This window comes from Legionella sheltonii, assembly GCF_026191355.1.
In the GTDB taxonomy this organism is placed as follows: Bacteria; Pseudomonadota; Gammaproteobacteria; order Legionellales; family Legionellaceae; genus Legionella; species Legionella sheltonii.
Window position 1 is genome coordinate 244,328 of record NZ_JAPHOQ010000005.1, and the last position, 20,771, is coordinate 265,098.

Below are 20,771 nucleotides of genomic sequence, written 5' to 3' on the forward strand. Positions count from 1 at the left end.
TAACTTGTGGTGTACAGTAGAAAGGGACATAAAAATTCTGTAAAAAATATTTGTATTATTAATATACAGCTTAGTTGATGATTCTGTCAATACTTCTAAGTAATATTGAATTGATTGGACTGTATCACTTATTAGGGCGTGTTGACAATTTATCCCCACCGGCTACGTGCCGCGACGTGTTCGCGGCATCCAGGAACTGGTCAAGTTAAAGATGAACTTAATTCATTGCTCTAATCGATTGATGAATAAGAGCAAACTCATAATATATCGATTTCAATATCAAGTATAAAACGAGTTTGCAATGGCTAGACTGATGCTCAGTGATGAGCTATGGTCTAAGCTAAAGGAGATAATGCTACAACATCAGATATATGACAAACCTAATCTTCGTATGATGGTTGAGGCAATGTTATATCGCATGCGTGTAGGCTGCCCTTGGCGAGACCTACCTAAAGAGTTTGGATTTTGGAATTCTGCCTATCAACAATTCAATCGTTGGTCCTCAAAGAACAAGTTGATGATGATTTTCAAAGCGCTCATACAACATCCTGATCTTGAATGGGAATTTATTGATGGCAGTATCGTTCGTGCCCATCAACATAGCTCAGGCGGCATAGGAAAGAAACATCAAGCAATAGGGAAATCCGTTGGTGGTAATACAACAAAAATTCATAGGGCAGTTGATGCTTGCGGCCTTCCGATTGAATTTCAATTGACTGGCGGAGAGGTACATGATGCTAAAGCAGCTTCAGGTCTCATTGAAACACTCCCTAAAGCTGATTACACCATTGCAGACAAAGGATATGATAGCGAGGAAATTCGAGATCAGATTAGGCAAAAATCATCTACTCCAATGATTCCTCGGAAGACGAACTCTAAAACTGGGAATGCTGATATTGATTGGGGTCCATACAAATATCGTCATCTAGTTGAAAACGTATTTGCGCGACTTAAACATTTTCGAGCTGTTGCCACAAGAGATGATCAATTGAAGAGAAATGATGCGTCAATGCTCGCAATGGCTTGTTCCTATATTTGGCTACCAATGTAATCCGTGAAATTTAGGTGATATCATCGCATTGAGTCCAACACTCTGAGCAAAACAAGGAAGCCAAATGAAGTCATTTTATGTCTATATTATGGCAAGCAAGCGAAATGGTACACTATACGCTGGTTCAACATCAGATTTAATTAAACGAGTCTGGGAACATAAAAACAACCTGATTCCGGGATTTACAGCTAAGTACAATGTACATATATTGGTTTATTATGAGGTTCATGAAACCTATATAGAAGCTGCTCGACGTGAAAAGCGATTCAAAAATTGGCCCAGGCAGTGGAAGTTAAATTTGATTGAGAACCTAAATACAGAATGGCATGATCTTTATGAAGAAATTTGCCACTGATTAAGATCGGCTGGTTGCCGCGAACACGTCGCGGCACGTAGGCGGTGGGGATGAATTGTCAACACGCCCTAATAAATAGAAAATTTTTTCTTCACTAAATTATCACTTCATTATCTTGAGGAGCTTAAGAGGAAGACTCTCTTCATGGTGACACCTTTTTCCAAAACATCGTCTATGCCACATTCAGGAGATTCCTCACTTGTTCGAAATAATCTGTTTAAAGGTAATCCAATGGATTGGTGCTCAATGTTTTGGTATCAGTGTCTTGCTCGGAAGAGGGGGGCTTAAATCCGCTGAATATTCCGATTTGGCTGGGTTTAGCCTCTTCCTTTTGGGGGTGGCGTAAAATAATTAAAGCAGACTGTAATTGTTTTGCTGTTTGGGCAAATACTTCAGGACATTGGGTTAACACTTTTTCCCATGGTTTGTCTTCTAAAGATACATATAATTTTTGTTCTAAAAGCTCATCACGAACAATCTGATAGATTATATTTGCCAGATAATTTTTACCGAATGAATCACAAACTCCTTTTTCTTCAAGGGAATTAATGATCTGCTGCAACTCATTTAATTTTGCCGTTATGCCTTCATTGTGTTTAAAACTGTTAAATAAAGAGTGCGCATCCTTGATATCAAAAAAACTGTACTCAACACCTAATTCATTTAAATACTTATCTTCTTGGCAGTAAGACGCAGGCCGTTCACCTCGAATCCAAAAACCTAATTCTGCGCATAGTTCTATGGCTTTGTCGTCATGAGTGAACAGTTCAAGTTTTTTTACCCGGTTCTCTGTCAATATAGAATTTAAAGCCAATCTTAATGCAGCAGTACAAAGTTTTTTATCATTTTGATGAATCTTAAGATCTTCGAGAAAGGTAATATGCTGAATCACGCTTTCATCAGGATAATAATCAAAATCAAGGATCAGGGTCTTATCGTGTAACACTTGAATTTTGTTGTTTACTCGTTGCACGGTTAAATGACTGGATGTTTCATCCAAGAGAGGCGGCAGTTTTGGTTCATATTTTTTTGATGCAAAAGATTTTGATTTTTCAAGTAATGCTTCATCAATTATCTTATAACTAAAGCGTTCAATAAGATAATAATGACTTTTTTGATCCTCTCCAGAACGCTGTAACCAATCTGGAAATACTGCTTCTGTTTTATAACCTATGGAATCCGAAAGATGGAACGCTTTGTTGTTTCCGCCACTTTGAGTGAAACGAATGCATTTAACTTTAGGATTTTGTTTTACAATTTCTTCAAATTCTTTCCAAAAAACTTTGCCATAGCCTTTATTGAGGTACTGGCTATCCACTCCCATGGAACAAAATTCCGCAACATGTTCATAAGGTCCAGAGAGATATTTTATTCGACGAACACCAACAATTGTTTCTTTGTCATCGATTAAATCGACCATGACGTAGACGTCGCTTTGTTGATTGAGACGGTCAAAGGTTGCTTTAAAGGATACCAAATCTTTTTTAGTAAAAGACATCCATTGGATTATATGATCTTGCATCCATATTTCCCAAACTCGCTGATAATCGCTTTCTTTAACGCGCCTCAGAAATGGATGTTTGATTTCTAAAGGTTCTTGCATGATGAGTATAAAAAATAAGCATGTTTCATGGTATTCCCTTTTAGTTCAAAAGTCAATCAGTTAATGCATTTTATGATCAGTCGGCATTAAGGAGACTAGCCCTATATTCGCGTCAGGGTAATACGACCTGATGCACTTGCCACTAGCGGATAACAAAGCTATATTTTTACTTCTCTTTCTAAGAAAATCAGCAATGACCAAAATAGCGCTTTATTTGGCGGGTGGTGGAGCCCGCGGAGCTTATCAGGCTGGGGTGATCAAGGCGATCAACACCATTCTTGGTTCAAAAAAAATTCCCTTCAACATGCTTACTGGAGCCAGTGTTGGCAGTATTAATGCGGGTGTATTAGGTGGAAATGTGCTTGATTTTTCTGCTGGCGCCAACAAGTTAGAGGAATTATGGCGTGATATTACCTGTGAGCATATTTTTAAGTCCAGTAATTATGCACTAAGCAAAGCGGCTATGCGTAATATGAGCAGTATGCTGATGAAGCAACGTCTCTTAGGACATATCCTTGATACATCGCCTTTAGAGGATTTTATTAAGAACATTATTCATTTTGAGAGTTTGGAATGTGCCATTAAAAATAAGCACTTAGACATGATGGAGATCATCAGCAGCTGTTATGAAACTCAAAGAACCATCTCGTTTTATCAGCATCATGCAGAGGATTTTGAGGATTGGAATGATCCGCTTCATAGTAGTCAACGAGTGAATCTGCAAATGGAGTATTTCCTGGCGTCCACTTCATTACCCTTGTTTTTCCCTCCTGCAAAAATAGATGGATTTCATTATGGAGATGGGCATGTGGGATTAGCGGCTCCCCTACGTGGCGCTATCCGTTGCCAAGTAGATAAAATTTTAATTATTGGCACTCGAAAACTACCTGATGTACGAAATCCAGAAAAATTACAGGGTAGCGAGATTGATTTCACACGTGTTTTGGGTAGCATGGTCAATGGATTATTTTTAGATAACCTCGAGCGTGATCTAGAAATGGTGAGTCACATGAACTCGATGGCGCATATGTTACCCCTGGAGAAAAAGAAGCATGCTCCCTGGCGGCCTATTCAAACGTTACATTTACGCCCCAGTGTGGATATAGCAACAGTGGCTCAGTCTCATTATAACAATATACCCATGTTATTACGGATCTTACTGAATTTTCTTGGTGCAAAACGTCATTCCGGTGATTTACTCAGTTTTCTATTGTTTGAAAAAAAATTCGCCCGAGAATTAATAAAACTCGGTTTTGACGATACGATGGCAGCACAGGATTCTGTTTTAAGTTTTTTTGATGCTTAGAATTTAGGTTTTTATTTTTTAAATGCAGGAACGGTTGAGTCCAGATCCATATAAAATCGTTCCGTATGACAAAGAGCCAGATTAGAGCCCCTATTTTTCATATACCATTGCAGTTCTTTGCGCTCTTCCTCGTTGTTTAAACCTTGCTTATACTCAGTAACGAGTTCATCGTGTTACCTAGCATTTTTATTTTCTCTAGGAACAAACACGCGTACTGTTGGATCAAAAGTGACATCAACACCTGGTGGAATTTCCGGCGAAAAAAAACGACCAAAAAATGATTGCCATGCAGCATTGGCATCTTCAACAGTACCAATTTCACTTAAACCATAATTATCAGGCATACATTTTAGATAAAAAATACTCTCTTTGTATATTTATTATAATTGAGGTTTCTTATAAGAAGCTTAATCAGAATGAAAAACGTTGATCAGCACTTAATTAGCTCTATTCGCGTCCTTGGAAGTGAATTACAATCAACAGAAGTAAGTACTCAATGAGGGTTAATGCTCATGCATCAAATTTGATTTGAGTTTTAAGGTAAGATCAAACAGGGAAATAGACATTAATTGATTAATCTCAATAAATCTTAGGAGTAATAAAAACAATGGAAGGCGTGGTCATTTGTTTAATTCTTCTTTTTCTACTGGTAATTTCTGGTGTCATTACACGCTTTGTTTCCTTCCTGCCAACTCCATTAATACAAATCGCCATAGGGACACTTCTGGCCGATTTATTTCCAGCTTTCTTTGATGTAGGATTTAATCCAGAACTTTTTATGTTGTTGTTTGTTCCACCTTTATTATTTAATGACAGCTGGCATTTTCCTAAACGTGAGTTTTTGCTCTATACCAGACCTATTATTATGTTATCGATTGGTTTGGTATTTTTTACCGTGGCTGGAATTGGTTTTTTAGTGCATTGGTTAATTCCACTTATTCCTTTGCCTGCGGCTTTTGCATTAGCGGCAGCACTTTCACCGACCGATGCTGTATCACTTAGGTCAATGACCGCCGGAGCGCGCATACCCGATCGCATCATGCATATATTACAAGGCGAGGCACTGTTAAATGATGCTTCGGGCTTGGTTTCGTTTAAATTAGCGGTTGCTGCGATGTTAACCGGAGTGTTCTCGCTGACGGCAGCAATCTGGAGCCTCTTGTTCATTAGCCTTGGTGGGATTGGTGTTGGGGTAATTCTTACTTATATTTTTATTTCGCTATTAGGTAAGTTAACCAAGCATAACGTTCATGAAACCACTACTGAAAATTTATTATTGCTGCTTTTACCTTTTACCGTATATCTTGCTGCTGAAAAATTAGGTTTTTCAGGTATATTGGCTACTGTTGCCGCAGGTTTTACAGTAGACCGGGCCGGATTTTTAGATCGAACAATGGCCAAAATGCGTCTTGAAGGTCATTTTGTTTGGGAGGTTCTTGATATTACTTTAAACGGAATTATCTTTATCCTTTTGGGATTATATTTACCCCATTCAATTAAGTTCCTCAAAGCAACTGGATACAGTTTGTCCGAATACGCAATGATTGTTGTTCTTATTACCGTGACCTTAATTCTTCTGCGTACCTTATGGATTTATTTAACATTACCTTTTGAAGGATTAATATCCAGACGTAATAAGAGTTCCTGGCGTTTTCCTAATTTAAAAATAATCAGTACTTTTTCACTCGGCGGCGTCCGTGGGGCAATTGCTTTGGCTGCGATTTTATCATTACCGCATATGGTCGATGGAGGACCTTTTCCTGAGCGCAAACTTTTAATTATTCTTGTGATTGGTGTTGTTCTGTGTTCTTTAATTATTAGTAGTTTGCTCTTGCCTTTGATTACTCCAGGGTTGAAAAACTTGCTTCATAAACATAACCAAGATGAAGAAAATGAAGCGGTGCTTGCCTTATCTAAAGCAGCCGTTGAAGCAATCAAAATAAAAATGGAGCGCTTATGTGAAGAGGCCAATGAGCGTGAGAGGGTTTTGTGTATTGAGGTTGCAAACAAATTAATGGATTCGTTTAATCAATTTATTGTATCAAACCATGGAACGGAAAATGAAAAATTAGAAAGTATATTAGCCTTAACATTCGAACGACAATTACGCTATGCGGCTTTAGAGGGAGCTCATCAGGAGTTACGTACGTTGAGGAAAGCAAGAAAAATCAATAATACGACCATGATGAAAATTATTTCTCGTCTTGATTTACGGCAAATTGCGTTACATACAGAACATCAAACCATTTCGAGTTCCTTGGAAAAAAAGATTCAAGGAGTAAAAAATATTTTGAGCACCCAAGCGGATTGAGTTGTTCTGGAGCTGGTCATTTTACAGTGTCTCTTCTAAGGAGAAAAAAGGAGGAGAGTGTGAGAACATTCAGGTGGATCTAAAAACGCCATTATTCCAGCGAGTAACTATTAACTACTTGCGCCTCTTGTTTATTGGACTCAGCATTTTTATTCATCCAATTATTTGTAAGCTCCTTTTCGCGGGCTGTTTTTGCATCACGAAACAAAAATGAAGTTCCCCATCGCATGCGACCAAACCCTACGATCAGCCCTATACCACCAAAACAACTGATGATCAGTATGATGTCTGCAAGAAAGCGTCTCGTGCTGTGCCGATGATGAAATTCCTGATGTGCCAGTTTTTTCAACTGTTGGGATATCTCTTTAATCGGTAAACTGGATTTACGAATATCAACAGCTTTAGAATAAAAACGTTTAATTGACTCACTGTACTTCATACCAAACTGATCTGTTTTATTCAGTGCTAATTTTTCTTTGCCATATTTACTTGTTTTGTCCTTAATATCAGAATAATAATTCGGTACAATGTAACTCAGTATAGGCATTGATTGGTTGATTATGAAGTATCAATATCATCATGTTGGAATTCCCATAACAGAACCCCGTGCGGGTGAGCGTTATAGCTCCCTTATGGATACGTATACCTCCGGTGGGGAGTTACCTGGCCGGATTCAATATCATCGATTTGGTCCTAATTGCCCACTCCATCCGTTAATTCAAACACAACCGCATATTGCTTATAAAGTGGAGAGTATTGATGAAGCGATAAAAGGAAAACATGTTCTTCTTGAGCCTTATTTTCCTTTAAAAGATTTTAGAGTCGCGATGATTGAGGAACACGGTGCGGTAATTGAGTTTATAGAAACATGCTTATCTGAAGATGAAATATGGGATCACACGAACTATCACGATTCATTGCTCTATTCTGAACGAGCGAAATAGCAGCGGATACCTAGGTATCTTGATCCTAACTCACTTTTTAGGTTTAAAGAATAATTGGCTATTGCTTAGAACAAAATCGCTTAAGGCTCTTTAAATCCAAAAATTGCCAGACAAAAGCAGAAAACGAAGATTACGAAGTGAATAAACTGAGTTAATCAAGAGCTGATTGAGCAGCAAGATCCTTAAAAAATTTCATGCGCTTATGTAATAAACTTTTAGCTCTGTAAACCAAATATAAAGCATATCGAGGAGGGGGCTCTGGATGATACAGTTGAACGATTAATTTATTTTCCAAATGAGGTAATAAATAAGATTTAGGCAGACACGCGACCCCATAACCATTGATTACCGACTGAACTAATCCATTGAGATCCGTAAACGTAAGGGAGGGCTCAATGAAATTAGGAGCTATATTTAGCGCCAGCTCAAAATACCTTTGAATAAAAGGCTTGTCATTTCCATAACTGAGCCATCGCAATTGTTTAAGACTTTCATTAAACGAAGATTCTGTCGTTTTATCTATATATTTTTCCCATCGCTCGGTGCCAACAAGTACCAGTTCATCATCAAATAATTTAACAAATTCAAAATTAGGATTGTCGTATTTAATCGATGTAATACCAAAATCGATGGTATTATTTTGTAATTCATTAATAATTTCTGAATCTCTAGGTATGTAATTAATTCTTAATTTAATTTCATGTTCAAGGCATAGCCCGATTGATTTCATTATTAAATTTTGGGCGAACTCATTGACACAACTTATATAGATTTCGCCACTCATGAAATTTGTATATTTTGAGAAATTTTCGGCCACGTCTCTAATTTTATCAAAAGGTTCTGAAATTAAAGAAAAAAGTTTTTTAGCCGCTTGAGTGGGTACAATGCATTTGGCATTTCGTTCAAAGAGGGTTTCACCAAGATAAATTTCTAAGTTTTTTATGTGAATTGAAACTGCTGCTTGCGTGATATTCAGTTGTTTGGCTGCTTTGGCGAAGGAACCCATCTGATAGGCAAAAATAAAGGACTCTAGGTTATTATAGAACTTCATTTTCTGATGACTCCATAGTTTTCGCTCAAGCTAATTCCTTTAAAACGGTTTTGTAGTAGTCCTATTGTATTATATCAGAATAATATTAATGTATTATTAATAATGCTCAGCTTAGGATGGGTATTGGTATTGTCAGCATCACGAATAAAACATGTAAAGAAATCTAAAGAGTCCAAGCCAATGTTCATAAAGGTTATATTTAGGCTGACTTATTGCACCAGATAAATTTCGATGCGCTCTTTACCTTTACCTACATTTGCTCTTTTTAGCGTAATATAACCCACTTCAGCGGTTGATTTTACATGTGTTCCACCACAAGAAACCCTGGAGAATCCTTCGATTTCCCAATAACGTCTTTGACTCTTCTCATCAGAAAACCCAGTGCGTATAAGCATATCTTTTACAATAATTTGATTGTACTCCAGCAGCAGAGAGTCAAAGATATCCGAGATATTGCGCTTACAGTTAAAATCGATTCTAGCCTTATGTTCAGCAATATGAGCACCTATTTTTTTAATGGGAAGCATTCTTTGGACCAGCTCCAAGATTAATTCAGCAGCAAAATGCAGGCGCATTAATTTGTAGCGACGAACAAAGTCAATTTCCATAAGGACAACATCCCCTTCAGAAAGCCCATGCCCCGAAGGTAATGTATAATAAATCAAGAAATCTTCTATTTCAGAATGAGTGACGCTCAAACCATTCACGCTAACCTGATCACTTTCTTGTCCACCGGAAAACGAAAAACCAATAGTTTCTGCAAAAAGTAGCCGATTTTCATTGACTGACACCACTTGAGTCATTAATTGGCGTTGATAGGGATTATCCCAAAATATTTTTTTCATGATTTATTCTCTAACCTTGACCACTATCCCATTTGTTAACTGTTTTAGTGCGTCAGGAGATAATGAAAACACTGCATTGGGCGTTCCTGCTGCTGCCCAGAGGACGTTATGGCATAACAAATCTTCATCGATAAGAACAGTATTAATAAGCTGTTTATGCCCAACTGGCGGGACTCCACCAATCGCAAAACCAGTTACCTCTCGTGTAAAATCTGCATCAGCTTTCCTAATAGGTTCATTGATGAGACTCTCGATAAGGACTTCATTCACACGATTAACACCACTTGCCAAAACCAATACCGGCTTGTAGGTTTTTTCAGTACGAAACAAGAGTGACTTTACAATTTGTGCAACACCACATCCTAGAGTATCAGCGGCATCCTTTGCAGTGCGTGTGCTCGAGTCAAGTTCCTTAACCTCACACGATATCCCCTTTTGAGATAAAAAATCTTGTATGATTTGCGCGCTTTTACTTAATTTTTTATCTTTATTCATCATGATTACCAACCCATCATCGCCACAAAGAACACTTTCTCGTGAGTTCTGTCACCACGCCCCAATCTCCAAACAAAACAATGCCGTAGTAAATCAGATCGTTATCTTTAATCTGTGCCGTCCTTTCAATTTGCTCCTGATAGGTGCCCACAGTCATGGTATCGGTAAAATCATTAAAAAGAACATTTTTTGCTAAAGCATTCTGGCGTAAGGTTCTAATTTTATTGGAGTTCTCACAAAGAATGATAAAAGGGATTTCTGAAATATACGGGTGAGAGCCTCCATCTGCATCTCGATAATCAGTTAAACGCAGTTCTTTTTCACCAATCACCGCACCTAAACCAATACACATATGAGCAAGTGCATTCATCACTTTTCCTGGCTCAATACGCTTATTAAGCACAGCGACCAGTTTGTTTTTAAAAGGTTGTTCAACCATACCGTTCTCCTCAATCTACTTCACAATTCGTGCGTTATAACGCATAATAATGCAGTATATACTCGTGCGCTAAAACGCACAAGCTTTTTTTATAAGGGACATAATGCAAGAAATTTCAAAACGTATTTCAAAAACATTAAAATCATTAAGACAGGAGCGAGGTTGGAGTTTAGATAAAACAGCGATGGAAACCGGTGTATCCAAAGCGATGCTTGGGCAAATTGAGCGAGAAGAATCAAGCCCAACGATTGCTACCTTGTGGAAAATTGCGAGCGGATTTCAAACCTCCTTTTCCTCGTTTATTGAAGATAGCCTCGATAATTCAACCAATCCTGTTTATAGAACTGGGGACGCCGAAATCTTGCATCCAGATGAGCAAAAAATACGAGTACTTCCCCTGTTTCCTTTTGATGAGCAGCTACATTTTGAATTGTTTGTTATTGAGTTATTGCCCGGATGTGAGCATCTTTCACCTCCTCATAAACATGGAGTTATTGAGCATGCCATTGTTGTGGATGGAACTATTGAAATTTTGTTAGGCGGACGCTGGAAAACACTTTCCAAAGGAGAAGGACTTCGTTTTAATGCCAATCAATCGCATGGTTACCGGAATCCAACCAATGAACTATCGCGCATCCATGATATTATTCACTACCCGCCTCAATAGAGGCCGTGACCTGTTGCTGGAGAGTTTCTTATAAATTTCAATGCACTAGTGCAGTTGTTCTCATAGAATCACTTCTATTTTGAATAAGTCGTATTCTTAAAATTTCAAATCAATTCACATGATGAGGGGCAATAATGTTTTGGAGCATTCAATTATGTGGCATTCGATATGGTAGGTAAAAGTTTGAAAGAACAAACAGATTAGGGTGATCCAAAGCTAAATTATAAACAAAATGGTTTTTGGCAGTACGTATGAAATGTTACAAGGTTTGATGAAAAGTAATGCCACAAAAACGGAGAATCAAGAACCTCGCGCAAAGCAAGTTTATCGTGAATTACTTGGTAATGCGAGTGCTGCTGGATTGGCTACTATTGCATCAAGTCCCTTTAATTACGTTCGCAATATGCAACCTCACCGACCCGCAAATCACTCTCAGCATATCAAGTGTTAACTCAGTTATGGCATGAATCAAAAAAAACAGAGAAACCGCTTTTAAGTCAGTTGAGTTTTTTTCAACAAAAATTCAGAATTGGTTGGGGAACAGCACGAGTTGCAGTTGGAATGGCTGTGGGGCAAAAATTTTTTGATTGGACTCAACAACATTTGAGTCATTGGTCCGCAAATATCCCTAAAAATACTTTGAAAAAATAGGGTCTGTTTACAAATCGTACTATCTTGCAGTGTAATTTTGCAGCCAATACGCATAAGCGACTCCTCGTCACGTTCTAGATGACGAGTGGATTGTAGGTGGCGTTTCGGTGCTTAAAGTACGCCATCTTGTCTCGACGAGCGAATTGCATACTACCCCTAACAAAATAAAAATTTAATAAGTTTAAAGGAGTTAAAATGATATTTTTTACCGCAGCAGGGAAAAGACACACGCTTGAATTTAAACAACTATCCCAATTCAAGGAAGATAAAGAGGCACACATAAAGCTTACGGCCTCATGGGCCAAGAAGGCATGGGGATATTTGCATCAAAGTGATAAGCAATTTTATCAACGAGATATTCATAAAAAACAGGAGCAGATTTATGTTGCAACGTTTCATGGACTACCTGTTGCCATGTTTGGTTTATTCGAAAAAAGATTTTTTCCTTTTCAGGATGATGTAGGGGATGACCAAATTACTCAGGATACAGGTTTAAAAGCCATTTATTTTGATTATATCTTTGTGGAAGAGCAATTTAGAGGTTTAGGTTTTGCGCGACAACTTTTAAATCAGGCAAAGGCTTTGGCTATTGAATCGGGTGCTGATTTAATTTACCTAGATACTTTAAATCCTAAACTAAACAATATGTACATAAAACTCGGAGCAAAGGTAATTTGCGAAGGGCAATATATGGAAAATCCAACGGACGTATTAAGCATTAAGCTTTAAAGAGTTCTGATATCCCAAACGATGCGAGAGATCTCCCATTAACCCGATACTTCCGCAAGGAGATCCCTCGCTACGCTCTGGTTGATGGGGAATAAAGACATCAACTGCAAATAATGTGTAAATTTATTGAACAGCCCGCAGAATTCATATTTTGATCAAAATATAATAGAGCTTACCCAAAATTAAATAAGAATTAAGATGCAAGAATCGATTGAAATACCTGTAACTAAAGAAACCGAAGTAGTCAAATTTATTGATTCCACACCAAAAACCCAATCGGGTGCGATTGATTTAAGTCAAGCCGCGCGTATTGCTGAAGGGGGTACTCATGTGCTTTATCGTTTTCCAGATGCCCCTTTTGTGATTAAGTTAATGAAACAAAAACCCAATCCAGATGAGCTTGAAGAATTAGAGAAAAAATATGCTGTTTTATACGACAGCTTTGATAAAGATGGGAAGCAACGATGCATTCGGGAGCAACATAGTACACGGCTAGTGAAACTTCCTGGTAAAGCGCCTCAAGACGCGGCCTTATCCATTGTTCCCTACGAAAGATGCTTCCAATCCAAAGTAAAGTTTGATTTTAAAATAGAACCTGCTGAGCTCGACCCTTACTTAATGGAACACAATAAGGCATTGTTTCATCAATTAAATAAAGTACTGATTCATAAAGATGGTTCTGAATCCCCTATTGATCTTAAAGAGTATGCGATCATGGATCCACGAATCGGTGCCATTTTGCAACGCGTAGATAGCGATCCCAAGCTCAGAGAGGTAATGATTGAATTTATCAACCACTATCGCGATTTTTATCAAAAAACCAATATCATCCTAGATGCCATGGGATATGAAAACATTCTATTTTATAAAGACGAATCGGGTGATTGGCAATTTAAAATAGGAAGCGCGATCAAGCATGATACTGGAAAATACACGAACGAATTGTTTGATGCATTTCATGCTGGAAAGGAAGTCAAAAATGATTTTTATAATTTTACCCATGCGTATTTTTCACCGGCAAACATTAGGGCCGTTAATGCCTGTGCGCTGAAACTTGGTTTAGAGCCTGTTGTGCATGATGTCAAGATAGAAGCTGACGATTTATTTAAAATATCCCAAGCATTATCAGTTCCTGAACGCATGCTTGCTTATGCACGCCACGGTGATTTTGCGAAGATGAATGAAATACTCCAAGAAAATAAACATCAACTCAGCTTTAGTCTTAGAGATTTCTGGGCTTATGCTATAATCGCTGATGAGTACATCAATCACGGACAAGCACCCAAAGCACTTAAGAGTTATCTGGATACAGTGAGTCAATTTCCTGTTATTTTGCCTGAAGATAAGGATGAAGCCGAACGAGTACTTAATTCAAAAACCGCTATTATCGATCGAAAAAGCATGCAGGATAAAAAAATAATGCTCCATGAAGAACTCGCAATTTTCCGGCCTAAAATAAGTGCAACAACATCAACCGGAGAGACTCCTACGCATCATTACAAAAAGCAACTGCAAGAAGCACTTTCTAAAGATTATACTCCTTCGGATCTATCGAGTTCATACAGCTGATGCATCTACTTTGGAGGAAAAATAAGCTACATCTACCAGCTTTTCTTCTCTTCTAGGACGCTGGTTAGGGCGGGTGAGGGATTTTGAAACGCTCCTTATTAAATATCAATTGATCTTAGAAAGTGCAGAAGGTACTATGTGAACAGTGTGCCAAAATAAGAGACCAATATGTTTTTTAAACAACAATATCCTGATATTACCGCTCAAGATCTACAGAAAGTCATTCAAAATTTAAATGCGCAAAGTGAGTTGGTAGAGCGCCAATTGAAAGAAGGTTCTATATCGCCAAAGAGTGCGCAGGAAGAGAAGCAACGTTTATCAAGTCTTATTAGTGCTTATCAGGAAAATCTGATGTCTGCATTAGGACCGCAACAAACCAACACCCCGAAGTAGCGCTCTTTTTTAAAGTATGGCGAGCTAATTAATTCCTCGCCATTATACTGCCTCAAAAATCTCATTAATAAAATAATTAACTGGACTCTATAATAAAAGAAAATAATTTTTAAATATTGAGGGAACTATGTCTCAAGTTGGAATGGATCATTTTGTACTCAATGTAAAAAATATTGATATGATGCTGACCTTCTACGAAGAGATTTTGGGATTGCATCCAGAGCGAGTAGAAGAGTTTCGTGCAGGCACAATATCTTTTCCATCAGTCCGTATTAACGCTGATACGATTATCGATCTTTTTCCCAAAGAAATGTCGACTTATGGGAATGATGAAAATTCAAATCATTTAAATCATTTTTGTCTTTCCTTTGATAAACATGAATGGGACAAGGCGTATCAAAGAATTAAATCTCATGGTATCTCGATTGAAGAGGGGCCTGTAGCGCGTTGGGGTGCACATGGACAAGGCATTTCGCTTTATATTTTGGATCCGGAACACAATAAAATCGAACTACGATATTACCATAGATCTTTTTTTCAAAGTTCTAGTTTACTTGCCGATTACAACCTTATGCACTGTTAATTTATTACAAAAATCCATAACCTTACTCAAATAATTTTTGTGCGGGGGAAGACGATTAAAGTCTTTTTAAATCATATGATTACTAATATAATGCCACCGCCATAAGTTAAAAAAGGATAGATACTATGCCCAAGTTTTTTACAAAGAAATTGGTTCATCCAGTCAGTGTAAACCCTCTTGTTCAACCGGTCCAGAATTATATTATCGAAGAAAAAGAAATAACAATTAAAGCCTTGGAGGCAATTAAACAGAAGCTACATAGTCTAACCGTTCAAATGTTGAATGATGAAAATGAAGGCAAGTCAGAAAAAAATTTTCAAAACGTTAAAAAATTTGACAACAGTCAATATGAGCCGCAGTTTAATGAGATATTAGAGTCAATGCGAGAGTTTGTTGTTACTTTAGAAACATTGAACGAAGTGACTGTAAAAAAAACACAAGATATTTGCAAAGAGTTACCTGATAAGATTGCCTACTTGAAAAATCATCATACGATAGAGGCCTTAAGAAACGTGCATGACTTTTTTACAAAAGCGCAAATGCATATTAATAATGCAGCTCGTCTTCTATTAGTTGAGAATGCTAGAGAGGAAATTAGACTTCAGGAGCTGGAGCATAGCAGGAGCTCTTGTAACATTCTTTAGGTTAAGATAAGTAGCAAGACAAAGGTAAACCAAGTTTAAACCTATATACCCAAACGAGTAAAAACCAATTACCCCCATGGTAGTTGGTTTGCTCCAATCCCAGATTCCTTAGTATTCAGTGTCACAATAGTGTCCGTAAGAAGGTGTGGACAACTGGCTAGATTGAACCATATGTGCATATTTTATAGCGGATAGCGCAAAATATGTTCGACATTTTTATCCATTTTCGCGATACTGTGCCTGATTAGAATTCCATTCTTTTCTTTTAAAAATAATAATAAAATGAGGTTTTCCTATGGAACAAAAATTCGATCAAGCCCAAAGTAGCAGTACTACTGTGACTAAAAAAAGAGCCTACGTGTCTTCTCCGCAGCAAACCGCTTCTGCCCAACAAGCGACTCCTCCGCCAGCAAAAAAATTGAAATCGGATTCTTCTTCAGAGACATCTTCTCTTGCAAAAGGCAAGGAAAAGGAGGCAAGTACTCCAACCAAAGCATCCTCGAAAAAAGGTTCAATGATAAGAAAATTAATTTCACCTGATTTAAATAAATTTATTGAGCAACAAGCTGAAGTTGATCCGAGAATCTACGAACTGGTGCAGTGGGAAATGCTACGAAAAAATCAGGAGTATAACAGTCGGCTTTCTATGCATCACATATCCTCTATAGGACAACGTGATGACCTTAGCGATGAAATAAAAGAAGGGTTTCCAGAGCCACTTAGAACTAAATTTATCTATTCCCATCACATTACATTCCCGTTCACTGTAAAAAAAAGTAATAATAGTCTGCAACGATCAGCGTTATATCAAGATGAAATAAAAAGACGTCAATACGTAGCCGATGAAATTATCCCTAATATAGAGATAAATCCCTCTTTAGCTGCGCAGAATTTAATTTATTTATACCAACATCATTTGCTGTATAGCATCTATCTACAACGCAAGTCTGGAGATCAACTTGGTCAAATACTCATGTATCATCTGGATGAACTAGATTTTGATTTAAGCGAAAAAGAAATAAAAAAAATAAAAACAGCGATTAACGTCAGTTACGATCTCATTAAGCGAAAAAAACCTTTTAAGAATATTGTTATGCGAACCCCCATGGCTCAGGTTGAAACTCCTGTTGAGGCTCCTCAAGATAATATGTCCGATGAGAGTATGATTCCCAAAATAACTCTGTTTGATAACCTTAATAAAAAAATTCAAATGAAAGATGTTTTTGATGAACCTTTTTCGACCTCGCTAAAAATTGTTCAGGATACTAATTTTTATGATGCCAAAGGCAAGCTGATTGGTATATACCGCATCGGTGCAATTAAACCCGATATGATATCGGATCGATTGCGTCAAGAGTTAGCTTCGGTAACCTCAAGGCAATTAAATAGAATGGGGGCAGTATCTGCAGAGGAAGCAAACAAACCAAAGAATGGAGCTAGTCGAAATGTCCGTTCAGCTCCATTCGGGATACTAGGAATAAAACTGCATCGGATAAGACCTACCCAATTTTCAGAGAAAAAATTTGGAATCGAAGAAGGGCTTGCACCACTTATTGCTACGGCTGAAACAATCTATGCGGATTGTGCACCTCTTGAATACGCAAGACGTTGCCAGGTGATGGGGTATGCATCCAGCTTTACGCTAAATGGTTCAAAGTATCTTTTGGCTGCTGAGGCAAATTATGATAAACAAACCACGGCGCATGTCGATCACAATAAGTTTCCCCTCTATGGATTAAGTCCTTTATTTATTATCTATCCATCCAAGAGTCAGGACAATACTCAGCGAACTTATGAGGGCTCATACACATTCTTTCCAGGTGTATTCGGTTTTTCCTCCAGCGACCCTCAATCCTATTTTGAAGGCATCTATTTTGATTTGAACGAGGGCGATTTATTGTTATGGGACTTCGATAAGTATGTTCACTGCAACACCAAATTAGTTCCTACTAATGGAGTCACCAACTCCAGTTGGCACCGTATTTCCATTGTCGGTTTTTCAAAAGGGGAGGCTTTAGATAAAATTGTGGAACCGCTCATATTTGAAGACTCTGATGATGAAGATAGTGCGCTTTTGAGTGCAGAAGGACAAGTAAGTTCAGGACAGTGCTTCGATGAGTTGGAGCTTTCTTCGGTGACGCAAACTGCGGAGCATCCTGATTCTGTATCTAGTGAAGAACTTCCTATTTTGGATCAGCTTATGAGTATGGATTTCTTACTCTCATCAGGTAAAGAGCTCGATCTTGATAAACCCGACAATCTGCTCGTTGATCTCCCTTTAGTGTCTGGAGAGGCACAGAAAACAAAAGACAGTCGACCTCCAGCATATGTACAAACCAATCTTTTAAATTTTGGGTTTTTCAGAGCCCCGAAAGGATCTCTAAAAGAGCCAGGTGTAATGACATTAAACAACACCTTCTAACTGAATGAAAAACTAGCACAGTGACTGTCTTGAAGTGATTTGTTAATTCAAGACAGGTGCTACTTGCCAAACTGGGTGCCTACATTCTTGGCGTGCCCATCTAAAATTCTACTTTCTTTTACCTGCACCTCTTTTTGTTTATTGGTGCTAAAAAATAAAATATTATCATGATGACGCTTGACTGTTGAGCGATGAGCGATACTGATGATGGTTGTTTCCGGGAGCAATTTTTTGATCAATTGATAGGCTTGTTCCTCTGTGTCTTCATCTAAAGAAGCGGTGGCTTCATCCAAAAACAGCCATTCTGGTTTTCTTAACAAGACACGAGCAAAGGCAATTCGTTGTTGTTCACCCAAAGATTTAAAGCCGATTTTTTCATCTAATTTAGTGGTAAGTCCTTCGAGGTTCACGGCTTTTAGAGCGTTAGCTAGGGCTTCATCTGAATAAGGACAATATGCATCTGGATAAGCGAGTACATTTCTCAACGTATCATCAGGAAGTGTAGGCTTTTGGGGTAAAAAATAAATCGACTCCCGACTTTTGGGAATAAAAATTTCACCCTCACCAGATAACCAAGTGCCTGCTATTGCTTTAAATAAACTGCTTTTTCCTGAGCCCGAAGGCGCTTGAATGAGTGTATGTATGCCTGGAGTGAATTTTAAATTAAGCCCCTTTATAAGCAATTCAGTACGACCATGTAATTTAAGCTCCAAGTTTTTTACCTCGAGATTTTTAGTATCTCGATCTATTTTATGAATAATTTTGTGTGTTGACTCGCCTTCGTTCCCGGTATTTAAAATGGTTTGTAACTCATCAACACGATTCAGGCTGGTTCTAAATTTATTAATTACTTCAAAGGATTGAATAAACCAGTTGAGTGAGCGAGCCACCATGGAAAAGTAGTAGCCAACAGAATAAAAAACATCCAAACTAATCAGATCGGTGATGTATAAAGGAATTGCAATCATGAATGGAACAATTGCTTGAAAAATACCATTGAATACATTAAATGTTTTGACTCTATTTTCAATAGATAATCGGTTTGTGGTTGTTATATTTAAGGAATCCACTTCATGTTCAAGACGATTTTTGTAGTACTTCTCTGCCTGTTCAATGGCAATTTCTTCAGAGGAATTCTTAAGTTGGTGTAGCGTTCCTCGCAAATTGGACTGTGCTTTAGTCTCCTCATTGGTCAATTTATTTAAGTGATTGCTTATATAGTAACCAATCAGCGAGGAAATACTTCCTATCAATAGTGCCGTTAAGATTAAGTAGCCAGGACCTAAGAGCATGAACGATATGGAGCTGCCCGCTATCCCTAAGAGTGTGATGTAAATTGCAAGATTAGAGAAATTATCGATAAATCCCAAGGTGAGCTCCAGGGATGAGTCAACAATTTTATCGATATCTTCTTGAATGCGTTGTTCCGGGTTATCCAGATTTTTGTAAAGTCTGGAAATTTCCAGATAATTCGTTTTATTCTTTAAGTACTGATTGATTGTTTTTTTTGTTAACCAAGACCGCCAATCAACATACAACATATTTTTAAGTAGGTTGGCCAAATAATTAAATCCAGCCATCCCTCCTGCAATTAAAAGCCCAGCTCCTATCCCTATTGCAAAAAGAGTTAAATCCTTAGCAATAAATGCCGCAAAAATATAGGGGAAGCACCACCATCCCAGGATAAAACCAAGAGCAGATAACGTTAAAACACTGAGTACACTGCCAGAAAGTAACCAATAAGCCCTGCGCTTATTTTTTGAATTTTTAAAATAATCAAATAAAAATCGGACGCTTCTTTTGAAATAAGAGGGTTCGGAAGGGGATTTATGAGTCACGATACAACTGTTAAATGAAAAGCAATATAACATAGGTTTTATTAGTTCAACAGGAGCATTTATTTTGCAAGCATGAGTTTGCTTCTAAGGGAGCTTCAACGTGTTGATGTATAGGAATTTTTTATAATCACCTATCGATATTAATGGTATATTTTGCTCTGAATTCATGTCATTCCTAAGGAAGGAACCGATTCACAAGGTGGATTAAGCCCAAGCGAGGGAGGGATTTCGCCTGCGGAAATGACATCCAACTTTTTCAACAGTTATCTTGAGGGAGAGGGGGAGCTAGTCTGCATGTGATGGCTATGGTCTTGGTGTGAATAATCTTCAAACACCGTGATCAATACGGTGTTAAAATTCTTAACTTACCAGCAAAATAATAAGACATAAAAATAAAAAAATTTAACACTAACCAAATGAATGTATTGATGCAATTTTTTTCTATAAAAAAACAGTGTAAAGCGCTAGTGAGATTTCTCTCATTCGCCGTATTATTAGGCATAGCTATTTTACTTTTTGAGCATATATATTTTTATGATGTCAAAGAGAAATCGGATCCTATCTTATTTGCAATTTCAATATATGTTTTTTTACTGGCTTTTTTTGCCGGAAAGCCAGTCGAGAGTTTGAGATCGTTATATGGTGTATTGTCTGGATTACTCTTAATGTGTTTTTCGATTTTTTTCCAAGTCTTTTATTTTAGTAATACGTCAATAGTGCATATGCTATTTTTATTTACCTGTCTTGTTTGTATGTGGGGTATGGGGCATACCTTGTACATCATTGTTCATAGTTCAGATTCAGAAGGTTAAGCTCTTTGTTTTTTAGCTACAGGACTCATTACCTGTTTGGGAAAGAGGGAATTTCTGTACATA

The 20,771-nt window shown here is 37.7% G+C and carries 21 protein-coding genes; 13 read left to right on the top strand and 8 right to left on the bottom strand.

What is annotated here, in order from left to right; all coding sequences use genetic code 11:
* The first annotated feature begins 301 nt into the window (after positions 1-301).
* Positions 302-1,051: an IS5 family transposase gene (locus tag OQJ26_RS07455; protein ID WP_265703242.1), complete on the top strand. Its 750-nt coding sequence runs from the start codon at positions 302-304 to the stop codon at positions 1,049-1,051.
* A 64-nt stretch (positions 1,052-1,115) separates the two neighbouring features.
* Entirely contained in the window at positions 1,116-1,406 is a 291-nt protein-coding gene (locus OQJ26_RS07460; RefSeq protein WP_265701926.1) for a GIY-YIG nuclease family protein, read from the top strand.
* Between the two features lie 217 nt (positions 1,407-1,623).
* On the opposite strand, the gene OQJ26_RS07465 is transcribed toward OQJ26_RS07460, so the two are convergent.
* Positions 1,624-2,928: a GNAT family N-acetyltransferase gene (locus OQJ26_RS07465; RefSeq protein WP_265703243.1), complete on the bottom strand. Its 1,305-nt coding sequence runs from the start codon at positions 2,926-2,928 to the stop codon at positions 1,624-1,626.
* Between the two features lie 274 nt (positions 2,929-3,202).
* On the opposite strand from OQJ26_RS07465, the gene OQJ26_RS07470 reads away from it, so the two are divergent.
* Entirely contained in the window at positions 3,203-4,315 is a 1,113-nt protein-coding gene (locus OQJ26_RS07470) for a patatin-like phospholipase family protein (protein ID WP_265703244.1), read from the top strand.
* A gap of 173 nt (positions 4,316-4,488) precedes the next feature.
* Here OQJ26_RS07470 and OQJ26_RS07475 read toward each other — a convergent pair whose 3' ends face one another.
* On the bottom strand, positions 4,489-4,659 hold the full coding sequence (locus OQJ26_RS07475; RefSeq protein WP_265703245.1) for a hypothetical protein: 171 nt from the start codon (positions 4,657-4,659) through the stop codon (positions 4,489-4,491).
* Positions 4,660-4,922: 263 nt separating this feature from the next.
* On the opposite strand from OQJ26_RS07475, the gene OQJ26_RS07480 reads away from it, so the two are divergent.
* Positions 4,923-6,626, top strand: coding sequence for a Na+/H+ antiporter (locus OQJ26_RS07480; RefSeq protein WP_265703246.1), 1,704 nt, complete (start codon positions 4,923-4,925; stop codon positions 6,624-6,626).
* A 91-nt stretch (positions 6,627-6,717) separates the two neighbouring features.
* Here OQJ26_RS07480 and OQJ26_RS07485 read toward each other — a convergent pair whose 3' ends face one another.
* Positions 6,718-7,173 carry a hypothetical protein gene (locus OQJ26_RS07485; RefSeq protein ID WP_265703247.1) on the bottom strand — a complete coding sequence of 152 codons (456 nt, stop codon included), beginning with the start codon at positions 7,171-7,173 and terminating at the stop codon, positions 6,718-6,720.
* Between the two features lie 13 nt (positions 7,174-7,186).
* On the opposite strand from OQJ26_RS07485, the gene OQJ26_RS07490 reads away from it, so the two are divergent.
* A complete protein-coding gene (locus OQJ26_RS07490) occupies positions 7,187-7,570 on the top strand; it encodes a helicase (protein ID WP_265703248.1) in 384 nt (127 codons plus the stop codon).
* A gap of 151 nt (positions 7,571-7,721) precedes the next feature.
* On the opposite strand, the gene OQJ26_RS07495 is transcribed toward OQJ26_RS07490, so the two are convergent.
* The 4 genes from OQJ26_RS07495 to OQJ26_RS07510 form a co-directional block, all read right to left on the bottom strand.
* A complete protein-coding gene (locus OQJ26_RS07495; protein ID WP_265703249.1) occupies positions 7,722-8,621 on the bottom strand; it encodes a LysR family transcriptional regulator in 900 nt (299 codons plus the stop codon).
* Between the two features lie 209 nt (positions 8,622-8,830).
* A complete protein-coding gene (locus OQJ26_RS07500; protein ID WP_265703250.1) occupies positions 8,831-9,466 on the bottom strand; it encodes an alanyl-tRNA editing protein in 636 nt (211 codons plus the stop codon).
* A gap of 3 nt (positions 9,467-9,469) precedes the next feature.
* Positions 9,470-9,961, bottom strand: coding sequence for a YbaK/EbsC family protein (locus OQJ26_RS07505; protein WP_265703270.1), 492 nt, complete (start codon positions 9,959-9,961; stop codon positions 9,470-9,472).
* Between the two features lie 16 nt (positions 9,962-9,977).
* Entirely contained in the window at positions 9,978-10,400 is a 423-nt protein-coding gene (locus OQJ26_RS07510; RefSeq protein ID WP_265703251.1) for a DUF2000 domain-containing protein, read from the bottom strand.
* Positions 10,401-10,503: 103 nt separating this feature from the next.
* Here OQJ26_RS07510 and OQJ26_RS07515 point away from each other — a divergent pair, with 103 nt between their 5' ends.
* The 8 genes from OQJ26_RS07515 to OQJ26_RS07550 all read left to right on the top strand — a co-directional run bounded on the left by OQJ26_RS07515 (position 10,504) and on the right by OQJ26_RS07550 (position 18,058).
* Positions 10,504-11,067 carry a helix-turn-helix domain-containing protein gene (locus OQJ26_RS07515; protein ID WP_265703252.1) on the top strand — a complete coding sequence of 188 codons (564 nt, stop codon included), beginning with the start codon at positions 10,504-10,506 and terminating at the stop codon, positions 11,065-11,067.
* 444 nt (positions 11,068-11,511) lie between these two features.
* Entirely contained in the window at positions 11,512-11,718 is a 207-nt protein-coding gene (locus tag OQJ26_RS07520) for a hypothetical protein (protein ID WP_265703253.1), read from the top strand.
* A 195-nt stretch (positions 11,719-11,913) separates the two neighbouring features.
* On the top strand, positions 11,914-12,447 hold the full coding sequence (locus OQJ26_RS07525; protein WP_265703254.1) for a GNAT family N-acetyltransferase: 534 nt from the start codon (positions 11,914-11,916) through the stop codon (positions 12,445-12,447).
* Positions 12,448-12,645: 198 nt separating this feature from the next.
* Complete coding sequence (locus OQJ26_RS07530) at positions 12,646-14,016, top strand: hypothetical protein (protein ID WP_265703255.1); 1,371 nt, start codon at positions 12,646-12,648, stop codon at positions 14,014-14,016.
* Positions 14,017-14,184: 168 nt separating this feature from the next.
* Positions 14,185-14,409: a hypothetical protein gene (locus OQJ26_RS07535; RefSeq protein WP_265703256.1), complete on the top strand. Its 225-nt coding sequence runs from the start codon at positions 14,185-14,187 to the stop codon at positions 14,407-14,409.
* A 127-nt stretch (positions 14,410-14,536) separates the two neighbouring features.
* Positions 14,537-14,992, top strand: a complete 456-nt coding sequence (locus OQJ26_RS07540) for a VOC family protein (RefSeq protein WP_265703257.1) — start codon at positions 14,537-14,539, stop codon at positions 14,990-14,992.
* 125 nt (positions 14,993-15,117) lie between these two features.
* On the top strand, positions 15,118-15,636 hold the full coding sequence (locus OQJ26_RS07545; protein WP_265703258.1) for a hypothetical protein: 519 nt from the start codon (positions 15,118-15,120) through the stop codon (positions 15,634-15,636).
* Between the two features lie 295 nt (positions 15,637-15,931).
* Complete coding sequence (locus OQJ26_RS07550; protein WP_265703259.1) at positions 15,932-18,058, top strand: hypothetical protein; 2,127 nt, start codon at positions 15,932-15,934, stop codon at positions 18,056-18,058.
* A gap of 59 nt (positions 18,059-18,117) precedes the next feature.
* On the opposite strand, the gene OQJ26_RS07555 is transcribed toward OQJ26_RS07550, so the two are convergent.
* Positions 18,118-19,896 (bottom strand): ABC transporter ATP-binding protein/permease, encoded by a 1,779-nt coding sequence (locus tag OQJ26_RS07555; protein WP_265703260.1) that lies wholly within the window; start codon positions 19,894-19,896, stop codon positions 18,118-18,120.
* Positions 19,897-20,771: the final 875 nt, after the last annotated feature.